Annotated in this window: 19 protein-coding genes; 14 read left to right on the forward strand and 5 right to left on the reverse strand. The window is 54.2% G+C overall.

Annotation, left to right across the window (positions count from 1 at the left end):
* Positions 1-66 precede the first annotated feature (66 nt).
* The 4 genes from JI62_RS13785 to JI62_RS13800 are packed head-to-tail and all read left to right on the forward strand — an operon-like array spanning position 67 to position 4,190.
* On the forward strand, positions 67-570 hold the full coding sequence (locus JI62_RS13785; protein ID WP_088700702.1) for a TRAP transporter small permease: 504 nt from the start codon (positions 67-69) through the stop codon (positions 568-570).
* 4 nt (positions 571-574) lie between these two features.
* Positions 575-1,855, forward strand: a complete 1,281-nt coding sequence (locus tag JI62_RS13790; protein WP_088700703.1) for a TRAP transporter large permease — start codon at positions 575-577, stop codon at positions 1,853-1,855.
* Between the two features lie 24 nt (positions 1,856-1,879).
* Positions 1,880-3,478, forward strand: a complete 1,599-nt coding sequence (gene ggt / locus JI62_RS13795; RefSeq protein ID WP_088700704.1) for a gamma-glutamyltransferase — start codon at positions 1,880-1,882, stop codon at positions 3,476-3,478.
* A 25-nt stretch (positions 3,479-3,503) separates the two neighbouring features.
* Entirely contained in the window at positions 3,504-4,190 is a 687-nt protein-coding gene (locus JI62_RS13800; RefSeq protein ID WP_088700705.1) for a TetR/AcrR family transcriptional regulator, read from the forward strand.
* Positions 4,191-4,227: 37 nt separating this feature from the next.
* On the opposite strand, the gene JI62_RS13805 is transcribed toward JI62_RS13800, so the two are convergent.
* Complete coding sequence (locus JI62_RS13805) at positions 4,228-5,067, reverse strand: AraC family transcriptional regulator (protein ID WP_088700706.1); 840 nt, start codon at positions 5,065-5,067, stop codon at positions 4,228-4,230.
* 107 nt (positions 5,068-5,174) lie between these two features.
* Here JI62_RS13805 and JI62_RS13810 point away from each other — a divergent pair, with 107 nt between their 5' ends.
* The 3 genes from JI62_RS13810 to JI62_RS22915 all read left to right on the forward strand — a co-directional run bounded on the left by JI62_RS13810 (position 5,175) and on the right by JI62_RS22915 (position 7,617).
* Positions 5,175-5,984 carry a sulfite exporter TauE/SafE family protein gene (locus JI62_RS13810; RefSeq protein WP_088700707.1) on the forward strand — a complete coding sequence of 270 codons (810 nt, stop codon included), beginning with the start codon at positions 5,175-5,177 and terminating at the stop codon, positions 5,982-5,984.
* A gap of 176 nt (positions 5,985-6,160) precedes the next feature.
* On the forward strand, positions 6,161-7,084 hold the full coding sequence (locus tag JI62_RS13815; protein WP_088700708.1) for a bifunctional helix-turn-helix transcriptional regulator/GNAT family N-acetyltransferase: 924 nt from the start codon (positions 6,161-6,163) through the stop codon (positions 7,082-7,084).
* A 236-nt stretch (positions 7,085-7,320) separates the two neighbouring features.
* Complete coding sequence (locus JI62_RS22915; protein ID WP_240513245.1) at positions 7,321-7,617, forward strand: hypothetical protein; 297 nt, start codon at positions 7,321-7,323, stop codon at positions 7,615-7,617.
* A 78-nt stretch (positions 7,618-7,695) separates the two neighbouring features.
* Here JI62_RS22915 and JI62_RS13825 read toward each other — a convergent pair whose 3' ends face one another.
* Positions 7,696-8,070, reverse strand: coding sequence for a GFA family protein (locus JI62_RS13825; RefSeq protein ID WP_088700709.1), 375 nt, complete (start codon positions 8,068-8,070; stop codon positions 7,696-7,698).
* Positions 8,071-8,603: 533 nt separating this feature from the next.
* Between JI62_RS13825 and JI62_RS13830 the strand changes: the two genes are divergently transcribed.
* Positions 8,604-9,614, forward strand: a complete 1,011-nt coding sequence (locus JI62_RS13830; protein WP_088700710.1) for a hypothetical protein — start codon at positions 8,604-8,606, stop codon at positions 9,612-9,614.
* A gap of 193 nt (positions 9,615-9,807) precedes the next feature.
* Positions 9,808-10,758 (forward strand): DUF808 domain-containing protein, encoded by a 951-nt coding sequence (locus JI62_RS13835; protein ID WP_088700711.1) that lies wholly within the window; start codon positions 9,808-9,810, stop codon positions 10,756-10,758.
* 165 nt (positions 10,759-10,923) lie between these two features.
* On the opposite strand, the gene cml is transcribed toward JI62_RS13835, so the two are convergent.
* On the reverse strand, positions 10,924-12,117 hold the full coding sequence (cml, locus tag JI62_RS13840; protein WP_205737540.1) for a CmlA/FloR family chloramphenicol efflux MFS transporter: 1,194 nt from the start codon (positions 12,115-12,117) through the stop codon (positions 10,924-10,926).
* Positions 12,118-12,428: 311 nt separating this feature from the next.
* Between cml and JI62_RS13845 the strand changes: the two genes are divergently transcribed.
* The 3 genes from JI62_RS13845 (at position 12,429) to JI62_RS13855 (ending at position 14,313) form a co-directional block, all read left to right on the forward strand.
* Entirely contained in the window at positions 12,429-12,773 is a 345-nt protein-coding gene (locus JI62_RS13845; RefSeq protein ID WP_276206574.1) for a TSUP family transporter, read from the forward strand.
* Positions 12,774-12,984: 211 nt separating this feature from the next.
* The gene (locus JI62_RS13850; RefSeq protein ID WP_205737523.1) at positions 12,985-13,512 is read left to right on the forward strand and encodes a virulence RhuM family protein; all 528 of its coding nucleotides are present in this window, start codon (positions 12,985-12,987) and stop codon (positions 13,510-13,512) included.
* Between the two features lie 15 nt (positions 13,513-13,527).
* A complete protein-coding gene (locus tag JI62_RS13855; protein WP_088700713.1) occupies positions 13,528-14,313 on the forward strand; it encodes a PhzF family phenazine biosynthesis protein in 786 nt (261 codons plus the stop codon).
* A gap of 229 nt (positions 14,314-14,542) precedes the next feature.
* Here the strand turns inward: JI62_RS13855 and JI62_RS13860 are convergent, their stop codons facing one another.
* On the reverse strand, positions 14,543-15,634 hold the full coding sequence (locus JI62_RS13860) for an ATP-binding protein (RefSeq protein ID WP_240513246.1): 1,092 nt from the start codon (positions 15,632-15,634) through the stop codon (positions 14,543-14,545).
* Complete coding sequence (locus JI62_RS13865; protein ID WP_240513247.1) at positions 15,619-16,392, reverse strand: response regulator; 774 nt, start codon at positions 16,390-16,392, stop codon at positions 15,619-15,621. Before JI62_RS13865 ends, JI62_RS13860 begins: the two co-directional genes overlap by 16 nt.
* Positions 16,393-16,522: 130 nt before the next feature.
* Here JI62_RS13865 and JI62_RS13870 point away from each other — a divergent pair, with 130 nt between their 5' ends.
* A complete protein-coding gene (locus JI62_RS13870; RefSeq protein ID WP_088700716.1) occupies positions 16,523-17,683 on the forward strand; it encodes an efflux RND transporter periplasmic adaptor subunit in 1,161 nt (386 codons plus the stop codon).
* An 18-nt stretch (positions 17,684-17,701) separates the two neighbouring features.
* On the forward strand, positions 17,702-18,572 hold an 871-nt coding region (locus JI62_RS22920; RefSeq protein ID WP_240513248.1), incomplete at its 3' end, for an efflux RND transporter permease subunit.

The following is an 18,572-nucleotide window of genomic DNA, read 5'->3' on the forward strand; positions in this document are numbered from 1 at the left end:
AGGGCTGGTCGGTGATCCCGGTAGCCCTTTCTTCCTCGTTGTTTTTCATTGCTGGTGGAGACCGCTATGCGCAAACTTGATCGCCTCATATCGCGTGCCGAGGAGGTTTTGATTGGCCTGCTGATTTTATCTGCCTCTTTCATTCTTTTCGCCAACGTCATTGCCCGCTACGTGTTCAACGATGGTTTTTCATGGGCTGAAGAGTTGGTGCGTTACCAAATTGTATGGATGGTGCTGCTTGGCGCTAGTGTCGCGGCGCGGCAAGGGATTCATATCGGCATCGATATTCTGCAAAGGTTTTGTCCTCCACTGTTAGCGAAATGGATAGGGTTGCTCGTTCATGCGGTTTCTATCGCTTTTTGCCTTTTCCTGGTGTTTTACGGTTTTCAGTTAACCGAGCAAACCCATCGGTTTGGTCAGGTGAGTTCTGCTCTACAAGCGCCCATGTGGATCGTTCAGTTGGCCATTCCGGTGGGCGCGCTCTTAATGGGTATTCGCTTTACCCAGCATTTCTTCCGGACGTTGCTTGGTCGAGAGCAAGCCTCTGCCCACCTTGATCAAATTGGATAAGAACATGGTCATCACATTCCTGGTGCTATTAGCTGTTTTGATGTTAGTGGGAACGCCCATCTTTATTGCATTGGCGGGTTCCGTCACGGTGGCGATGGGGAGCTTTAGCCATATTCCATTGGCGATCGTGGCTGAGCGCTTGTTTGCCGGGTTGGATAAGTTCCCATTGATGGCAATACCCTTTTTTATTCTCACCGGTAGTTTGATGAGTGCGGGTGGGTTATCGCAGCGTATCATCCGCTTGGCCAACTTGTTGGTAGGACGTTTTACCGGTGGCATGGGGATGACGGCGGTATCCGCGAGTATGTTTTTTGGCGCTATTTCCGGATCGAGCCCGGCCACTGTGGTGTCGGTGGGCTCACTGCTCTATCCAGCCATGCGTAAGGAGGGTTATTCCGGTCAATTTTCGATTGGCGTGCTGGTGTCTGCCGGTTCATTGGGCATCATCATTCCTCCTTCAGTCGTAATGATCGTCTACGCGGCTGTCACTGGGGTGTCGGTGGGTGCGCTGTTCATGGCGGGGGTGGGCGCCGGTTTATTATATGCAGCATGCTTATTGCCTTACTGTTGGTACCGCGCCAAGAAGGACGGTGTAACGCCCGTGGAGCCGCCCAGTTGGGGCGAGGTTTTAGCAGGATTCAAAGATGCTTCGTGGGGGTTAGGGGTTCCTCTCGTCGTCTTGGGTGGAATTTATCTCGGTATCTTTACGCCCACTGAAGCCGCCGCTGTATCGGTGATCTATGCCCTGTTGGTCTCAGCCCTGATTTATCGTGAGAAGAGCTTTGCAGAGCTATTCCAAAGCATGATTGAAGCGGCGACCACAACGGCTCAGGTAATGATTATTCTTGCTGCTGCCTCGGTGCTGGCGTGGTTTTTGTCCAGTAATGGGTTAGCGGCCATGTTGGCCAACGCTATCCTGTCGTTATCCGAGAATCCGTACCATATCTTCCTACTGATCAATGTGACGGTACTGATTGCCGGCATGTTCCTCGATGCTTCCTCCATTATGGTGATTCTTGCCCCCCTGTTTTACACCGTGGGCATGCGCGTTGGTATTGACCCTGTCCACCTGGGGGCAGTGCTGACCGTGAATGGGGCGATTGGTATGTTTACGCCGCCATTTGGTCTCAACCTGTTTGTGGCGGGCACTATCAACGGCGTCGATTACGTCCAGGCGGTACGTGGTGCGTTGCCCTTTATTGGCATTGCTCTGTTTGCCTTGATACTGCTGACCTATATTCCTGCGATCAGCATGTGGCTACCCAATATGGTGTATGGCGGCTAAACAGCCCGAATAAGGAGGGTAGCAATGTCTATTAGCATCACTTCATCAGCGTTGGCGCATTCCCATGAGGGGGTGGTGACCAGTCCCCATACGCTGGCAACAGAAGCGGGTCTTAAGGTACTTCGTGAAGGGGGCAACGCGGTCGAAGCGGCGATCACCATGGGGGCCTGCCTGTCAGTGACGTATCCGCATTTTACCGGCCTTGGCGGCGATGCCTTCATGATCATCGCGGATGCAAACGGTGGTGTGCAAACCCTGTCAGGCATTGGCCAGGCGCCACAGGCTAAGTTGGAACTGTCTGGCCAATTGCCTGCGAGGGGCGCTGGTTCCATGTTAACCACAGCTGCCACGGTCGATACCTGGGGGCAGGCGCATGAGATTTCCCGTCAGAACTGTGGCGGCCAAATGGGCTGGGCAGCGCTGATGGAACCTGCGATACAGCTAGCGAGGGAAGGCTTCCCGGTGACGCCATCGCAGCGCTTCTGGCTTGATTTTCGTAGCGATGAGCTATCGATGATGCCAGGCGTACGAGAGCACTTTATGCCAGGCGGGAAGATTCCCCATGAGGATGAAAAACTGTACCAGCCACAGCTGGCCGCTTCACTGCAGTCCATTGCGACCCAAGGCTACCGGGACTTTTATGAAGGGCAGTTGGGGGCGAAAATCGCCGCTGGGCTGGAAGCGGCAGGGTCTCCACTCACCGGCGCTGATCTGGCGGCTACCCGAGCACGAATAGAAAAGCCGCTGTCTGTTCCTTACCGTGGTGGCGAGCTGCTGGCCCATCGTCCCCCAACCCAGGGTATGACGACACTAGAGATAATGGGCATCCTGGCGCGTTTCGATCTTTCCAACATTGAGGAGGGCAGCGCCGATTATTACCACCTGCTGGTGGAGGCGGTAAAACGCGCTTTCCTGGATCGTAATAGCTACCTGGCTGATCCCGATTTCGCGTCGGTGCCTTGTGAAAGGTTGTTATCTCCTGCCCATCTTGATTCTGAAGCGGCAAAAGTGGACGCGGGGAAAGCATTGGATTGGCCCTTTGCTTATCAGCATGGCGATACGGTTTATCTAGCGGCCGCTGATCGTTTCGGTAATGCCGTCTCCATGCTGCAGACGATTTATTACGACTGGGGCAGTGGTGTCAGTGTCGGTGATACGGGGATTTTGTGGCATAACCGTGGTGCCGCGTTCAGTCTTGATCCTGCTCATCCGAATGCGCTTGCCCCTGGAAAGCGTCCTTTTCATACCCTTAACCCGGGTATGTATCGTGTCGATGGAAAGCCTCGTTTACTTTACGGTACTCAAGGAGCAGATGGACAGCCGCAAACCCTCGCTGCCGTGCTGACGCGCTTGATAGACTATGGCATGGATCCGCTCAGTGCGCTTAAAGCGCCGCGCTTCCTACTGGGGCGAACCTTTTCCGATGGACGTGACACGCTAAAACTGGAGCAGGATGCAGGAGATGCTATTTTCGCTGAATTGATCCGGCGTGGTCATCAGATGAGCTCGCTTCCCGTTCAAAGTGCCCTGGCTGGCCACCCCGGCGCGGTCGTTATCGACCCGGCGAAAGGCTTTTACGCGGCTCATGACCCTCGCAGCGATGGCATCGCGTTAGGGCTATAGCACCAATAGAAACAAGGATGTGTACATGACAAAAAGCGATACGCTCGATGTGAAACAGAGTGCCCGTACCCGGGGAAAAAGCCGCCGTAATGCTCATGAAACACGCGAGCGCCTGCTTCAAGCGGCGACTCAAGAGTTTTCCGAGCGCGGCTACGATGGTGCTCGCATGGAACGTATCGTGCGTGCAGCCGATTGTAATGTGCGCATGGTGTATCACTACTTCGATGACAAGGAAGGTCTTTACCTGACTGTTCTCGAACGAGTCTATGAGGAGTTGCGCGCCAAGGAGCAGGCACTCAATTTAAGCTATCTCGAGCCCGTTGCAGGTATGCGCGCGCTGGTCGAATTCACCTTCGATCATATGGCCGAGCATCCCGAGTTCACCAGCTTGGTGCGCAATGAGAACTTGCTGGGTGGGCGCATGCTGCGTAAATCGAGCAAAGTCGTCCAACAAACGACGCCGCTCGTAGGCATGATCCGGGATACCCTAAAGCGAGGGGAAGCAGCAGGGGTATTTCGCTCGGCTGTAGACCCTACCCAGCTCTACATTTCTATTCTTTCGCTATCCATCATTCACATCAATCAACGCGACACGCTATCCATCATCTTCGAGCAGGATCTGGCTGACCCGGATTGGCTTGCCGAGCGGCGTGCCCATGCCGTCGAGGTAATACTTTCCTATCTATGTGTTGAGTCCCGGGTGATCAAGTAAGCGACAAGGACTATCTGCAGGGCTCCGAATACCTCATCTACTTGCCCATCTGCTGCATAAATTTACGACAGCAAACCAAGCCAGAACCGCCGCCTTCCTCCGGCGGGCGACTAGCCGCCCGAACAAAAGTGCTGGGAGATTGACCGAGTACCTTGCGAAACATGCTGGAGAAAGCGGCTGGGCTGTCGTAGCCGAGTTCCAGTGCGGTTCGGGTAACGGAACTGCCAGACAGCAGCCTGGGAATTGCTGCCATCAGGCAGGCCTGCTGGCGCCATACGCCAAAGGAGAGTCCAGTTTGCTGACGAAACAGACGATTGAAGGTGCGCTGACTGCAATGTAACTGCCGCGCCCACTCCTCCGGAAGAGTGTGAATGCTCGGCTGGCCGAGAAACTCTCTGCACAGGCGGGCGAGCGGAAGGTCATGGGGCAAAGGCGCAAACAGTGGCAGGGCCTGAGCCTGTTCCAGTTCGTATAGGAGTAGCTTAGCCAGGGCACCATCGCGGCCGTTTTCGTCATAGAGTGCGGGGATGTGGGCGGAAGCCAGCAGCAGGTGATGCAGGAGAGGCGTCACGACCAGCACCTCGCAGTTGCTCGAAGCGCGTGGCGCGACGTGGGGTTCGATATACAAGCTTCGGGTGCTCACCCCGTTCATGCGCACTTGGTGGCGCTTGCCTGCAGGTAGCCAGACGCCGCTATAGGGCGGCACCATCCAGGTACCGTCATCCGTATTGACTTCCATCAAGCCGGTCATGCCATAGAGAAACTGGGCACGGCGATGGGTATGAAAGTCCAGGAGGGTGCCGGGGCGGTAGTCAGTGCCGATGGCCACCACGGGACGTGCAACATGATCCACCTCTGACAGGGGCGTATTGAGCATTAGCGTGAACCTGGCTGAAACGCGTTGATGGTTGTCCGAATGACGAATGTCGGCCAAACCTCGCCAGCATATAGTGCCTGCTGTTTCGTTTCATCAGGAGAGTGCCGGTGTATAGCGTATTGCTACTTTGTGGCGGGGTGGCGGGAGTGACCACCGTATTGTTCGGTTTCGGTGGCGGGTTCGTGGTGGTTCCCTTGCTGTATACCCTGCTGATTTACGTCCACGGGCCGGAAAGTGGTATCGGTCAGGCGGCCATGCATATCGCGGTGGCCACCTCGACGGCGTTGATGATCTTTGCTGCTTCCCTGTCCACATGGCGCCACCATCTAAGGCAAACCGTGCAATGGCACCTGGTGCGGCAGCTGGTGGGCTATATCGCCGTGGGCGCTGTGCTTGGTGCGGCGGCGGCCGTGTCGTTAAGTGGCGAGTGGGTGCGCTGGGCGTTTATCGGCTATCTGAGTATTACGATTGCGGATGCTGTTCTGCGACCCGGTTTTCTGCATCAGGCGGAGAGTGATGTGCGTCCTATGGGTCGTGGGGTAACGGCGATGACGGGGACACTGATTGGTGCGGTGGCCGCCTTGCTGGGCGTTGGCGGCAGTGTGATGACCGTACCGCTCATGCGCCGTAGAGGCGCGAGTATGACGGCAGCCACTGCCATGGCCAATCCGTTGTCGTTGCCCGTGGCGGTGAGTGGCACCGCGACGTATGTGTTGCTGTCGGCAAATCACCCAGCGTTAGGGGACGGGTATGCCGGTTATGTGGATCTGCGCGCCTTGCTGGTACTTGCATTGGGCTCATGGCTCGGTATCCGCTTGGCGCCGACCTGGATTGGGCGCATTCCTGACCGTCTTCATGCCCGGGTGTACTTGCTATTGCTGACCATGGTGCTGGTGGTGATGGTTTTTGTTCATTGAGTGTTGCTTGCTTGGGAGATGCCTGTTTGGGAGATGTGTGGCGCTTGATATTCAGGGCGTCGCGCAGTCGAGAGAGCTTGATTTATTTTGTCAGTAGTTTCTTATGAGATCTTGTTGACATAGTTGCCAAAAGCAATTAAATGTGTGCTTAAGGCAACTAATTGGAGGTTTCTCCCATGTCCGCAGAGCAACGCTTGCATGAGCGAGCTGGAACGGTGCGAAGCTTCAACCGTTTCTACACGCGTCAGATCGGAGTGCTGCACGAGCATCTGCTGGAAAGCTCATTCTCGCTAACGGAGGTTCGCATTCTGTATGAGCTGGCGCATCGGCCGATGCTTACCAGCTCGGATATTTGCCAGGAGCTGGGGCTCAATGCCGGTTACGTGAGCCGGGTGCTGAAAGGCTTCGAGAAGAAGGGGCTCATCACCAGGATCCCCTTGCCCTCCGATCGCCGGGCGGCACAACTGCAATTGACTGATCATGGGCGGGAAACTTACCTGCCGTTGAGTGATGCATCGCAGCGTGAAGTTGTTGCCATGCTCAAGCGGCTTTCGGAGCCTGAGCAACACCAGTTGATCGAGGCTATGCATCAAATCGAGAGCCTGCTTGGCGATACGGATTCGAACTACATGCTGCGCGACCCGCAGCCGGGCGATATGGGATGGATCGTCCATCGGCAGGCGGTTCTGTATGCCCAGGAGTATGGCTGGAACAGTGAATATGAAGCACTGATAGCAGACATCGTCGCCAAGTATCTGCGTGATTATGACCCGCAATGGGAACGGTGCTGGGTCGTCGAGAAGCAGGGAAGCATCGTTGGCTCCGTGTTCGTCGTTAGGGAGGACGAAGCGACCGCAAAGCTGCGGTTACTCTATGTCGATCCCTGCGCCCGGGGTCTTGGAATAGGTGGCCGTCTCGTCGATGAATGCCTAAGATTCGCCCGCCAAGCTGGCTACAAAAAAATCATCTTGTGGACCAACAGCGTACTTATCGGTGCGCGAAAGATCTATGAAAGGGCGGGTTTCGAACTGGTTGAGGAAACGCCCCATCACAGCTTCGGTAAGGATCTTGTCGGTCAGGTGTGGAGCCGTGAGCTGTAGTACCCACGCTGTGAGGCATCGTTCTGCCTAGGCAAAGGCCGTATACCTGATTCTTCGGTGGATCGCACCATGCCGGAACCGCCGGGTCTCCTACAGATCTACCAGCCACGCATGGGTTATTATTTAGTCGATGAAGGGCGCTATGCTGATGAATAGTTAGGCTTGGTGCAGTCGCCGTTAAGCGGGGTTTCAGTATCGAGAAGGCGTCCACAAATCGCCAGAGGCTTCAGCAAGCCGTGGATCGGATTGTGGCGATTATTCAGGCCGACCCTCACAAAGAGCGTATCGACAAGATTATTACCCGCTGGCTTAAACGCCACCTTCAGCGGCTAGGGGCTGAGGTCAACCTCAATCAGCTCAACAGTTTGATGGAGGATAAAGACATGTTGGCAGAAAATTTGGAAAACTGGGCACAACAAGAGCGCCAAGTAGGTATTCAGGAAGGCGAAAAGCTGGATATTGAGAAAACGGCCCGTAATCTGCTCAAACTGGGAGTGCTGAGCAGATTGCTGAAGCAACAGGCTTGGCGTTAGATGAAGTGGCTAAGTTGCGCACTGAAGGTAAGCGCTGATCGATTGCCTTCTGACCTAAGCGGCAGTCCTTGAACCTGCTCAATCTTGCCGATCTCGTTCGTATCGCTCCACGTTTGGAAATGGCGGTAACCAATGCTCGCGGCGAATGTTCCAAAGCTCATACGTCGGTTTCAGTTGATTGGGTGAATCAAGGGCGCCCAGGTGTATTTCGATTTCTTCCTCGCTTACCGAAAAAATCGACGAACCGCAGGTCGGGCAGAAATACCGGCCCTGATAACTGTTGGGTTCGCCTTCGATAATGACAGCTTGCTTGGGGTAATCCGCCGCCGCGTAGAAAAGCGCCCCGTGATGCTTACGACAATCCATACAGTGGCAAATACCTACCCGAAGCGGCTCGCCATTGGCCACGATTCGGATCCTACCGCAGAGACAGCCACCTGTTAGTTGTTCCATTGCCAATCTCCAGAAGATTCATACATTCAAAGTAGGTGGCACTTCCTGTGTTGTCTTGCTGTCGTCTCACTCGTATTTGATGCCAGCAAACTGAAATAAATCGAGCTATTGTAGGAAGCGAATGAGTCCTCTAAGCCCGGAATTCAGTCGTATCTCGGTTACAAGCAGGCGTTGGTCTTAACGGCGGTAAAGCGAGCAACTCGCTTTACGGCGACTCTTTAAAAATAGCTATTTTGTGAACTATAAGTACACAAAATTTGATGATATCAAAGAGGTTTTCGGCGAGCTATTGGGTTAAAGATTAATTTTTGAACCATTAGGTTTTGTCTGGAAAATCGGCAAAAAAACGGATCGGAATCGCCTAGACTACAAAGATGAGTAGCAGCAAAGTATAATTGGCTAGGGCGTATTGGAAGTGTTCAAAGTTTGAATGATTTTATCAACACGCTTCAACAACTGCTGGTCAATATCCTGCTTGTTGTTCAGCATCTGTACGCCCACCTCGAATGTTACTGTAATACCAAGGGAATGATATGTTTCACATCTTGAAAGAACTTTACTGGTTCCGCTCAAAGAGCGAGCCGCGCATGGATCGGCACCGCTACTGGCTGGCTGCCTACCTGTTATTGAGCGTCCAATTAGGGGGGGCGCTTCTTGTGAGCCAAGACCGTCTCTTATGGGACATGACATCAAGCTACTATCCTGAAGCTTTTTTTTGGATTCACTATTTTACGCCTCACTTCTCAATGGATCTCGCATTGATCGTGCTGCACATCATTGTAGGTATTAACGCCTTCGGCCGGGTTGCGGGTAGCCTCGCAGGGATCGGCACTTATTCATTAGGGGCTTTATCCTCAATGAGCAATTGGGCGGCATCGAACAGTATGGATGAGGGTCTTGGCTACCCACTGCTATCGATAGTGTTGCTGGCCATAATAGGCGTCGTGGCACTGTTCATGGGTTTCACGTTGCGCTCTCTTCGCGATGTCGAACCGTCACATGCACTTTTGCGTCAGCGGCCGGACATGCCTGCGGAAAAACAGCTGAACTGCCTGGCCTTCTTGCGTCGCTACCTGTTTGTCCATTTGATAATCGGCGTGGTGGGCGTTGCCATTAGCGGCATTATGGTTTGGCGCCTCAACAACCTATCAGTGATGGATTACTACGGGGCAGCCGATTCAACGTTGCAGACCGGTGGCTTTTTCCTGCTGCTACTGGCAGTAGTGGGAGTTATCTGGATCCTCGCGCTAATCGCCAAGCGATTAAACAGTTTCACCGATGCTACGGCGGTAATTTTCTGCTGGGGTATAGCCCTGACGGTCGTCATCGGAGGCGGTACGGTCTGGCTGGCAGTAAACGGGTTTTATGATAATAAGTGGCTGTTTCTACTGGCCAAAACAGTCGGTCTCAGCTTGTTGCCTATCAGCGTTGGCGCTCAGATTTATTTGCTAACCAAGCCTTCTAAACAGCTCTCATCGGCAGAAGCGGCAATGGTGGAGCCATCAGGGCAGGCAACTGCTACTTCACCGCAGATCGCTACCTGACGTTCCCCTCTAAGCGACCATATCCAGCTTAACAGATACGCGGGCATGGTCGCTTATTATCAGATAATAGCCGTTAGCAAGAGCCAGCAGGGCTGCTTTGGGCTGTCGTGCCCGATACTTACTCTTATTGGTGCTCTTACCCAGCCGCTTTTTGCTCTACTATCTGCACCTGTTATTCACGGAGGAAACACCCATGGCCATAGGCGGCTTGATAGGATTACTGGATGACATTGCCGCATTGGCGAAGTTGTCCGCAGCATCACTGGACGATGTGAGTGCCGCCGCAGGGCGTGCGACGGCGAAGGCGGCCGGGGTGGTGGTGGATGATACGGCGGTGACGCCGCAATATTTGCAGGGGGTAACCGCTGAGCGTGAATTGGCGATTGTGAAGAAGATCGCGCTGGGCTCGATTCGCAACAAGCTGATTTTTATCCTGCCGGTGGCGCTGCTACTGAATCACTTTTTGCCCGCGCTATTGCCGATCATCCTGATGGTGGGCGGCACCTACTTGGCTTTTGAGGGCGCGGAGAAGGTCTGGCACAAGCTTTCCGGTAAGCATGAGGACGACAAGCCAGCGGTAGAGCAGGGGCCGGAAGCCGAGAAAAAGATCGTCAGTGGCGCCATTCGTACCGATCTGATTCTGTCTGCTGAAATCATGGTGATTGCGCTTGCCACGGTCTCCCATCAGGGGTTCTGGTCACAGCTGGCGAGTCTGGTGGTGGTTGCGTTTGTCATCACACTTCTGGTGTATGGCGTGGTCGCGCTGTTGGTCAAGATGGATGATATCGGCCTAAAGCTTGCCCAGCGGGATAATTCGGGAGTTCAGACCCTGGGCCGTGGTCTGGTGACAGCCATGCCCAAGGTGCTAGCGACCATCTCTGTGGTGGGCACCATCGCCATGCTCTGGGTGGGTGGGCATATCCTGATGGTCAATCTGGGTGCCGACGGCACGGGTTGGTTCAACGCGCCCTATGAGTGGGTACACCATATTGAGCTTGGCATTAGCGAGGCCACCGGTGCCATGGGCGGCACGCTGGGATGGAGCTTCAATACGCTGTGCTCGGCAGTGATTGGCTTTTTGGTGGGCTCGGTTGTTGTGGGGTTGGTGCACCTTATTTCTACTAAGAAAGCGCATGCCGAATAGGTGCGCTCCATCATGATCGGCACACTCGAAGTGAGAAAGCTACTGATGGTGGGCGAGCTAACGGCTCAGGCCATTCATTTTGGAACGAATGGCCTGAAAAGATAAGCAGTGCCTCCGGGAGAATAACTGCAAATCTGTATTGGCGTTAGGGCTGATTGAATCAACCTACCTCTGCTGTTTATATCGCGTTAGTCCTATAAGCATAGCAAGCGTTATCGCTGCCATGCCGCCGGTATAGGCGATAAGTGGCCAAGCGCTGCTTCCATCAAGTGCTATCACTGCCCCTGTGCCTACCACACCGACGATAAGGCTCTGAACGCAGAAGTGCAGGGCAACGGCAGTGCCTGCCATCTCGCTGAATTCATGAAGCGCACCGTTGGCTGTCACCGATGTTGTGAACACGATACCGACCGCAACCAGCCACATGGGGAACACGAAAGACCAGATGCTGGGTGTCAGGAAGATCTCGCCTACCCCAAGCAAGCCCGCACTAAAAAGTAGCATTAGCATGCCACGAGTCACGCAGCCAGAGATTCCCCAGCGTGCCACGAAGCGCTTGGCGAAGCGTGTTGTGGCAATCATCACGACAGCTACCGTGGCAAAGGCAACGCTAAAACCCATTTCGGATAAGCCAGCTCCTTCGATGAGTACCCTAGGCGCAGTAGAGAAAAACACAAAAAAAGACCCCATCGCCGTGCCGAAAGCCAGCGTATAAACCCAGAAGTAAGGGTTCCTAAGCACTACGCTAAAATCGGCTCTGCTGGAGTGTTCTCTGCTTTGTCGTGTCTCATGCCATTTCGGTAATACCAACGGGAGCGCTATGAGTGCAGAGAAACAAAGGGCAAGAAATATGCCTTCCCAGCCGCAATATCTCGCAATTAAGGCTCCTGCAATCGGCCCAAGCGCGGGCACGAAAGCCAGCATCGCGTTCATTAAGCTGTAGATGACCGCACTCTCGGGGGTATCCGCATAAACGTCGCGCACCGTTGCGAAAATGGCCACCAGCATCGCGGCCGCCCCAGCAGCCTGTACTAATCGTAGTAACACGAAAAGCCAAGCTGACGTGGTCATCGCGAGTGCCAATGAAGTCACAGCGAATACGCAGACCCCGCTAACCAGAATCGGGCGCCGACCCAAGCGGTCTGAAAGCGGCCCGAAAATAATCTGACCGACGCCAAGCATAATCATGTACAGAGTAAGCGTTAGCTGAACTACCTCGGGTGTTGTGCCGAGAATCGCTGGCATAGCGGGCACAATCGGCAGGTAAATATCCATGCCGAGCGACGCTAAAATATTAAAAGGAGCCAGTAAAACCAGCGCTACCGGAAGGCTGTAAGTCCACAGCCGGGGATGTTTAATAGGCACGATAAAATCTCCGCGCAAATAAAATGATTTGGCGGCGGCCTACATGTAAGGAAGTGGTTTAAGCAGGCGGCCGCAACAACGAAAAAGCAAAGTTGTTGCGGCTCAGCGATCTGTCTTTTTTGAACCCATATATCGGTGCTTCATGACTGGCTTAACGACATTAACAGCTTAACAGGAATAAGCAGCGCAGGGCTATTTCATCCTTGAGCCGAATAAAAAGCCTATTCGGCTCAATTTGTGATCCGAATATATCATTTTAAGGCGCCGTCCTCTTTTAACGCCTCCCGGACGAAAGCGCTGGGAGACTGGCCGCCTTGCTGGGTGTTGGCGGAAGTGTGATGACCGTACCGCTCATGCGCCGCAGAGGCGCGAGCATGACGGCAGCCACAGCCATGGCCAATCCGTTGTCATTGCCCATGGCGGTGAGTGGCACCGCGACGTATGTGTTGCTGTCGGCAAATCACCCAGCGGTGGGGGACTGGTATGCCGGTTATGTGGATCTGCGCGCCTTGTTGGTACTTGTGGTGGGCTCATGGCTCGGTATCCGCCTGGCATCGACCTGGATCGGGCGCATCCCTGACCGTCTTCATGCCAGGGTGTACCTGCTATTGCTGACCATGGTGCTTGTGGTGATGGTTTTTGTGCGTTGAAGCGCCCACTTTTACTTAGCAGATTTGCTTGGCAGAACCATGGCAATATTTAGCTGTATGAATAAACAGTTTTTGTGGTAAGGTTTACTTAACCCCTAATGAGAAGCGCGCTTGAGTATTTGCTCTGATAGGCAAAGGTGAATGTTGCTGCATTAAGTGATGCTTGCTTTAGGGATGCATAGGACTTGATGTAAGCCTGGAGGCAACACTTATGAATAACCAGCAAATACAGATATTCACCAGCGAAGATGGGCAAGCACATCTAGAAGTGACGCTGGAGCAGGAGACCGTTTGGTTAAGCCAAGCGCAAATGTGTGAATTGTTTGGACGCGAGCGTTCGGTTATTACAAAGCACATTCGCAACGTTTTTAAAGAGGGTGAGCTGGAGCGAAATTCAGTATGTGCAAATTTTGCACATACTGCCGAAGATGGCAAAACTTATCAGGTTGATCACTTCAATCTTGATGTCATCATCTCAGTTGGCTACCGCGTGAAATCTCAGCGTGGTGTACAGTTCCGCAAGTGGGCTACAGATGTACTCAAACAATATCTTGTTCAAGGCTACACCCTAAATCAACGCCGTTTGACCGAGCGTGGCATAGAGTTCGAACAGGCGTTAACACTGCTCAGCCGAACCTTGACCAATCAAGGCTTGGTATCCTCAGAAGGCGAGGCCGTAGCGAGTGTGATTAGCGACTACGCACGCTCATGGAGCTCCCAAAGTCGCCTCTTGAGTTAGAAAAGGCTATCTGTGATGAACATTGATCTTTACCAAGTAGATGCGTTTGCCTCTAAGCCCTTTGAGGGCAATCCCGCGGCGGTTTGCCCGCTTGACGTGTGGTTGGATGATACGCTGCTGCAAGCCATTGCGTCGGAGAATAACCTTTCCGAGACCGCGTTTTTTGTACCCACGGAGGCAGGCTACCATCTGCGCTGGTTTACCCCTTCGGTAGAAGTGGATCTGTGCGGTCACGCTACCTTAGCTGCGGCGTGGGTAATTTTTAATGCCCTAGGTGATAGCTCAGAAACTCTGCAATTTCAGACCCGCAGTGGGCAGTTATTGGTAAAGCGTGAGGGTGACGAGCTGGCGATGGATTTTCCCGCGAAAACGCTAGAACCCTTGGCAATGCACGCTGAGGTAGCGGCGGCGTTCAACGGCATCGACATTGAAGAGCTGCTGATCTCTGACGATATCGTGGTGGTGATTAATGATGCGACGTTGATTGAGTCGTTAGCACCGGATATGCAACAGCTTAAACAGCTGCCGGGGCGAGGAGTGGCGGTCACCGCTAAAAGCCATGATGTGGACTTTGTTTCCCGCTGGTTTGGCCCCAAGGTGGGCGTTGAAGAAGACCCGGTGACAGGCTCGGCCCATACGTCGCTTGCACCTTATTGGGCTAAGCGGTTAGCCAAGCAAACCCTAACCGCACGCCAGGGCGGCGCCCGAAAAGGCGCGCTCAGCTGCGTCGTGGAAGGCGAGCGCGTGATTATCAAAGGCCGCGTGGCCCCTTATCTGAAAGGGGTTATCACCTTGCCGTAGAGTAATTGAAAAAAGCTAGGTATGTTGAGGCAGTTATTCCTTTTGGCGACTAGCCGCTCGAACGAAGGCCGTTGAAGATTGATTGGCCGAGCACCCTGCGAAGTGGGCCCGCGCTGCGATAATAGAAAAAAACGGTATCCAGGCTATCGCTTAACGCCCATTTTTTAGCAGCGGCTCGCGATTGTGCTGCCACCAACCGCCGCCCATTCAGCAATCACGCGCTATGTGATCATGTACTGTGTGATTGAGAAGGCCAGCGCAATTCGAAACAAGATCCACCCTCATCAGAGGGGTAGCATCTGGCCTCTCCATGATGGGCTCTGGCAATAGCCGCCACCACCGCCAATCCTAGCCCGCTTCCTCGCTTGTCTCCTGGCATACCACTGTCAGTGTCCCGCGCATGCCGGAATGCCGTGAAAATCTGCGAAGCATATTCCTGAGGAATACCTGGGCCGGCATCCATAACACGCAAAACACACCACCCGTTATTCTGGCGCGTTTGGATGATGAGTGTCCCTGGGGATGCATGCTGGCGAGCGTTTTCCAGCAACGCAAGCAATGCCTGACGAATACGGACAGGGTCGCAATACACGGCGCCAGATTGCAGATCAAGGGTTGGATAATGATTTGATGCATTTAGGGCATGTCTACAAAACTCAACAACTGATTCAATTTCAGCAGAAAGATCACATTGCTTGATCTCAAGGTTCAGATGGCCGCTTTCGGCCAAGCTCACGGCGCGAAGGTCTTCAATCAGTTGTGCCATGCCGTCGATTTGGGTAAGGAGACTTTGAAACTGGGGTTTTTCGGGGGGGAATACGCCTTCTGCCAAGCCTTGCAGGCGTCCGCGTAAAATAGTAACGGGCGTACGCAGCTCATGGGCAATCGCCGCGTTCCAGAACGTCATTTCCTTGGACATACGCTGTAATTGGTCTGCCAAGGCATTGAAGTCGTTTGCCAAAACGGCGGCCTCGCCTAAAGAGCGATCACCCGTCGTGGCGCGTGCCTCCAGATCGCCTTGCGCGACGCGACGCATGCTTTCTGTGACGGAGTTTAGCGGTACCAGAATGCGACGTGCCAGGTGAATGCCCACTATCACGGCGAACGCCAGCCCAACCAACGTAGTGCTAACGAGCCAAGCCCACTCTAGCCCCGACGGGAACATGTTGGGTTCGCTAATCGACCCCTGCCAAAAATGGAAGGTAATGAAATAGAACACATAAGAGGTCACCACGACTAGCAGTGTTATCCCAAACGCCATCGCTGCCATTGTTAACGCGATTGTCCGGCTCAATCCAATGAGTTTCATTCTGTTCCCCATAGTCGATACCCAACGCCGCGTATGCCAACGGGTATGCCTCTCACATCGACGTCTTCCAGTTTTTTACGCAGCTTGCTTATATGGCTGTCGACAGTGCGCTCAAGCGCCTCGCCCTCGGGGAGGCAGGCGGCCAACAACTCTGCGCGTGTGCATACCTTTTTTGGTGCGCGTGCAAGGTGCGTCAACAACCTGAATTCGGTGAGCGTTAACGCAAGGCTGTGCGAGTCTCCTCTCACCTGAACAAAGGCTTCGTGTTGTTCCAAGTCGATCTCAAAAGGCGGAACCCTGAGCACAAGAGGTTGATGGCTAGCATCAGCCATGGTGCGTCTTAACACTGCCTGAGTGCGTGCGACGACCTCGGCAGGGTTAAACGGCTTGACGACGTAGTCGTCGGCACCAAAACGCAAGCCCATCAGCTTATCGATGTCCTGATCCATCGCGGTCAACATGATGACGGGCGTCTCACCAAGATGGCGAATCTCTGACAGCACCTGCCAACCATCCATTTTAGGCATCTTTACATCAAGTAAGACGAGATCGGGTTTCATCGACAAATGCATGTCCAATGCTTTGCGTCCATCTTCTGCGTAGATGGTTCGGAGGCCCGCACGTTTCAGGTAAGCCTGCAGAATATCAGCGATCTCAGGCTCGTCTTCGGCGATGAGAATCAGTGCTTGCTGACCAGAATAAGAATTTGGCGACTGATGAGTCGTGGACATGTAAGTGCCTAATGAAACATTAATTGTGTTCTCCATCATATCTACACATACCGTCGACGTTAATACCACGCTACAGCGATATAGTCCCCTTCAATTTTATTGCTAGGCAAATGTTTACCTATTTCTCAATGAGCTAGGTCTGAAAGAACGATGCCTGAAGGGACGATGCATGACGATCCGACATATTTACCGCAATGGTGGCCTCTGTGCCTTACTGCTAAGCGTGTTAACCGCCTGCGGGCCAGTTGAGCAAGAAGTAGCACCGCCGCCTGCCCGAGTGTCTGTTGTTACCTTGGAACCCGTTAGATTAGAGCTGACCGAAGACTTGCCGGCCCGGGTCGCTCCTTTTCAAGTGGCGGAAATTCGTCCGCAGGTCAGCGGGATTGTCCAACGTCGATTGTTCGAACAGGGAACCGACGTGAGTGCGGGGCAGCCATTATTCGAAATCAACCCAGCGCCATTTCGAGCTGAAGTGGAAACGGCAGAAGCCGCTTTGCAGAAGGCCGAAGCTGAGCTGGCGCATGCCCTTTCGCAGTCGGCTCGGTTGGAGTCGCTGGTCAGAGGGCAGTCGGTGAGCCGCCAAGCGTATGACGATGCCGTCTCCAGCAGCCAGCAAGCTGCCGCTGAGGTAGCCCAAGCGCGTGCCACGCTGTCGCGCCGCCGCCTTGACTTGGAGTTCTCCACGGTGGTGTCCCCCATTGCAGGCCGAATTGATCAGGAGTTGGTAACGGAGGGAGCGCTTGTCGGCAGCAGTGATAGCACGCCCATGGCCCGTGTTCAGCAGATCGATAAGGTCTATGTCGATGTTCGGCGCTCGGCTTCCTCGCTCGAATCGCTTCAAGATGCGATGGCGGCGCAACCCTCCCTCGATAGTGGCTTACCGGTCACCATCCTCGGCAGCAACGGTACACCCTACGATGTCACCGGACGCATTCTTTTTTCGGGCATCAATGTGGATGCCAGCACGGGTGACCTGTTGCTGCGAGTACTCGTGGACAATCCCAATCGGCGCCTGCTGCCCGGTATGTTTGTGCGCGCCCGCGTGCCCTATGCCCGTTATGACAAGGCATTGACGGTGCCGCAACAGTCCGTGGTGCGCATCGGCGGTAAGCCCTACGTTTGGTTGATTGGTGCCAGCGACAAGGCGGTGATGGTCTCAGTGGAGCTTGGTGAATTGGCGAACGGCAATTATCGGATTCAAACGGGGGTGACAGAGGGGCAGAAGGTTGTCGTCGAGGGTATAGAGCGACTTTCTGATGGTGTCGACGTCAGCGCGACTGATTGGCATAGGTCATCGCCTCTTGAGGCTTCAGTGGCATCTTCTTACTAAGCGTCAGGAGTCTCCGCAATGCCTCAGTTCTTTATCCAGCGCCCGGTCTTCGCGTGGGTGGTCGCGCTGTTTATCATCCTGCTGGGCGTGATCGCCATTCCGCAGTTGCCGGTCGCTCACTACCCCTCGGTCGCGCCCCCTTCGGTGACCATCACTGCGACTTACCCCGGCGCAACACCGCAGACCATGAACGATGCCGTGCTTAGTCTCATTGAACGAGAACTGTCCAGCGTCAAGAACCTGCTGTACTTCGAGTCGTCCGCCGATGCATCGGGATCGGCCTCTGTCACCGCCACCTTCAAGCCAGGAACCAATCCGGAGCTGGCCCAAGTGGATGTACAGAATAGACTCAAGGCCGTTGAGCCTCGGTTACCCCAGGCGGTTCGGCAGGATGGGCTGAGCGTAGAGTCAGCGTCATCCAGTTTTCTGATGATTGTGGGGCTGAATTCCGATGATGGGCGCTTTGATGAGATCGCCCTGAACGATTATATGGCGCGCAATATCGTCGAGGAGCTGCGCCGCATTGACGGTGTTGGTCGTGTGCAGCTGTTCGGTGCTGAGCAGGCAATGCGAATCTGGATCGAGCCGGAGAAGTTGATTGCTTTCGGCTTGTCGGTGAATGATCTCTCGACCGCGATCACGGAGCAGAACGCACAGATTGTGCCGGGCAGCATCGGCGCGTCTCCGGTCTTACCCGGCCAAAAGGTGTCCTCACTGTTGACCGCACAGGGGCAATTGAGCACGCCGGAAGCGTTCGCCGCTATCGTACTTCGCGCTAATGTCGACGGCTCCAAAGTGGTGTTGGGCGATGTGGCGCGAGTCGAGTTGGGCGCCCAATCCTACGGCTTCTCCAATCGTGAGAATGGCCAGCCAGCGACGGCGGCAGCCC

This window comes from Halomonas campaniensis (assembly GCF_002211105.1).
GTDB lineage: Bacteria > Pseudomonadota > Gammaproteobacteria > Pseudomonadales > Halomonadaceae > Vreelandella > Vreelandella campaniensis_A.

What these genes read in the sequence shown, in the direction of transcription:
- JI62_RS13785 (WP_088700702.1), top strand. Translation starts at nt 67, where the DNA reads ATGCGCAAACTTGATCGCCTCATATCGCGTGCCGAGGAGGTTTTGATT.
- JI62_RS13790 (WP_088700703.1), top strand. Translation starts at nt 575, where the DNA reads ATGGTCATCACATTCCTGGTGCTATTAGCTGTTTTGATGTTAGTGGGA.
- ggt (WP_088700704.1), top strand. Translation starts at nt 1,880, where the DNA reads ATGTCTATTAGCATCACTTCATCAGCGTTGGCGCATTCCCATGAGGGG.
- JI62_RS13800 (WP_088700705.1), top strand. Translation starts at nt 3,504, where the DNA reads ATGACAAAAAGCGATACGCTCGATGTGAAACAGAGTGCCCGTACCCGG.
- JI62_RS13805 (WP_088700706.1), bottom strand. Translation starts at nt 5,067, where the DNA reads ATGCTCAATACGCCCCTGTCAGAGGTGGATCATGTTGCACGTCCCGTG.
- JI62_RS13815 (WP_088700708.1), top strand. Translation starts at nt 6,161, where the DNA reads ATGTCCGCAGAGCAACGCTTGCATGAGCGAGCTGGAACGGTGCGAAGC.
- JI62_RS13825 (WP_088700709.1), bottom strand. Translation starts at nt 8,070, where the DNA reads ATGGAACAACTAACAGGTGGCTGTCTCTGCGGTAGGATCCGAATCGTG.
- JI62_RS13830 (WP_088700710.1), top strand. Translation starts at nt 8,604, where the DNA reads ATGTTTCACATCTTGAAAGAACTTTACTGGTTCCGCTCAAAGAGCGAG.
- JI62_RS13835 (WP_088700711.1), top strand. Translation starts at nt 9,808, where the DNA reads ATGGCCATAGGCGGCTTGATAGGATTACTGGATGACATTGCCGCATTG.
- JI62_RS13850 (WP_205737523.1), top strand. Translation starts at nt 12,985, where the DNA reads ATGAATAACCAGCAAATACAGATATTCACCAGCGAAGATGGGCAAGCA.
- JI62_RS13855 (WP_088700713.1), top strand. Translation starts at nt 13,528, where the DNA reads ATGAACATTGATCTTTACCAAGTAGATGCGTTTGCCTCTAAGCCCTTT.
- JI62_RS13860 (WP_240513246.1), bottom strand. Translation starts at nt 15,634, where the DNA reads ATGGGGAACAGAATGAAACTCATTGGATTGAGCCGGACAATCGCGTTA.
- JI62_RS13865 (WP_240513247.1), bottom strand. Translation starts at nt 16,392, where the DNA reads ATGATGGAGAACACAATTAATGTTTCATTAGGCACTTACATGTCCACG.
- JI62_RS13870 (WP_088700716.1), top strand. Translation starts at nt 16,523, where the DNA reads ATGACGATCCGACATATTTACCGCAATGGTGGCCTCTGTGCCTTACTG.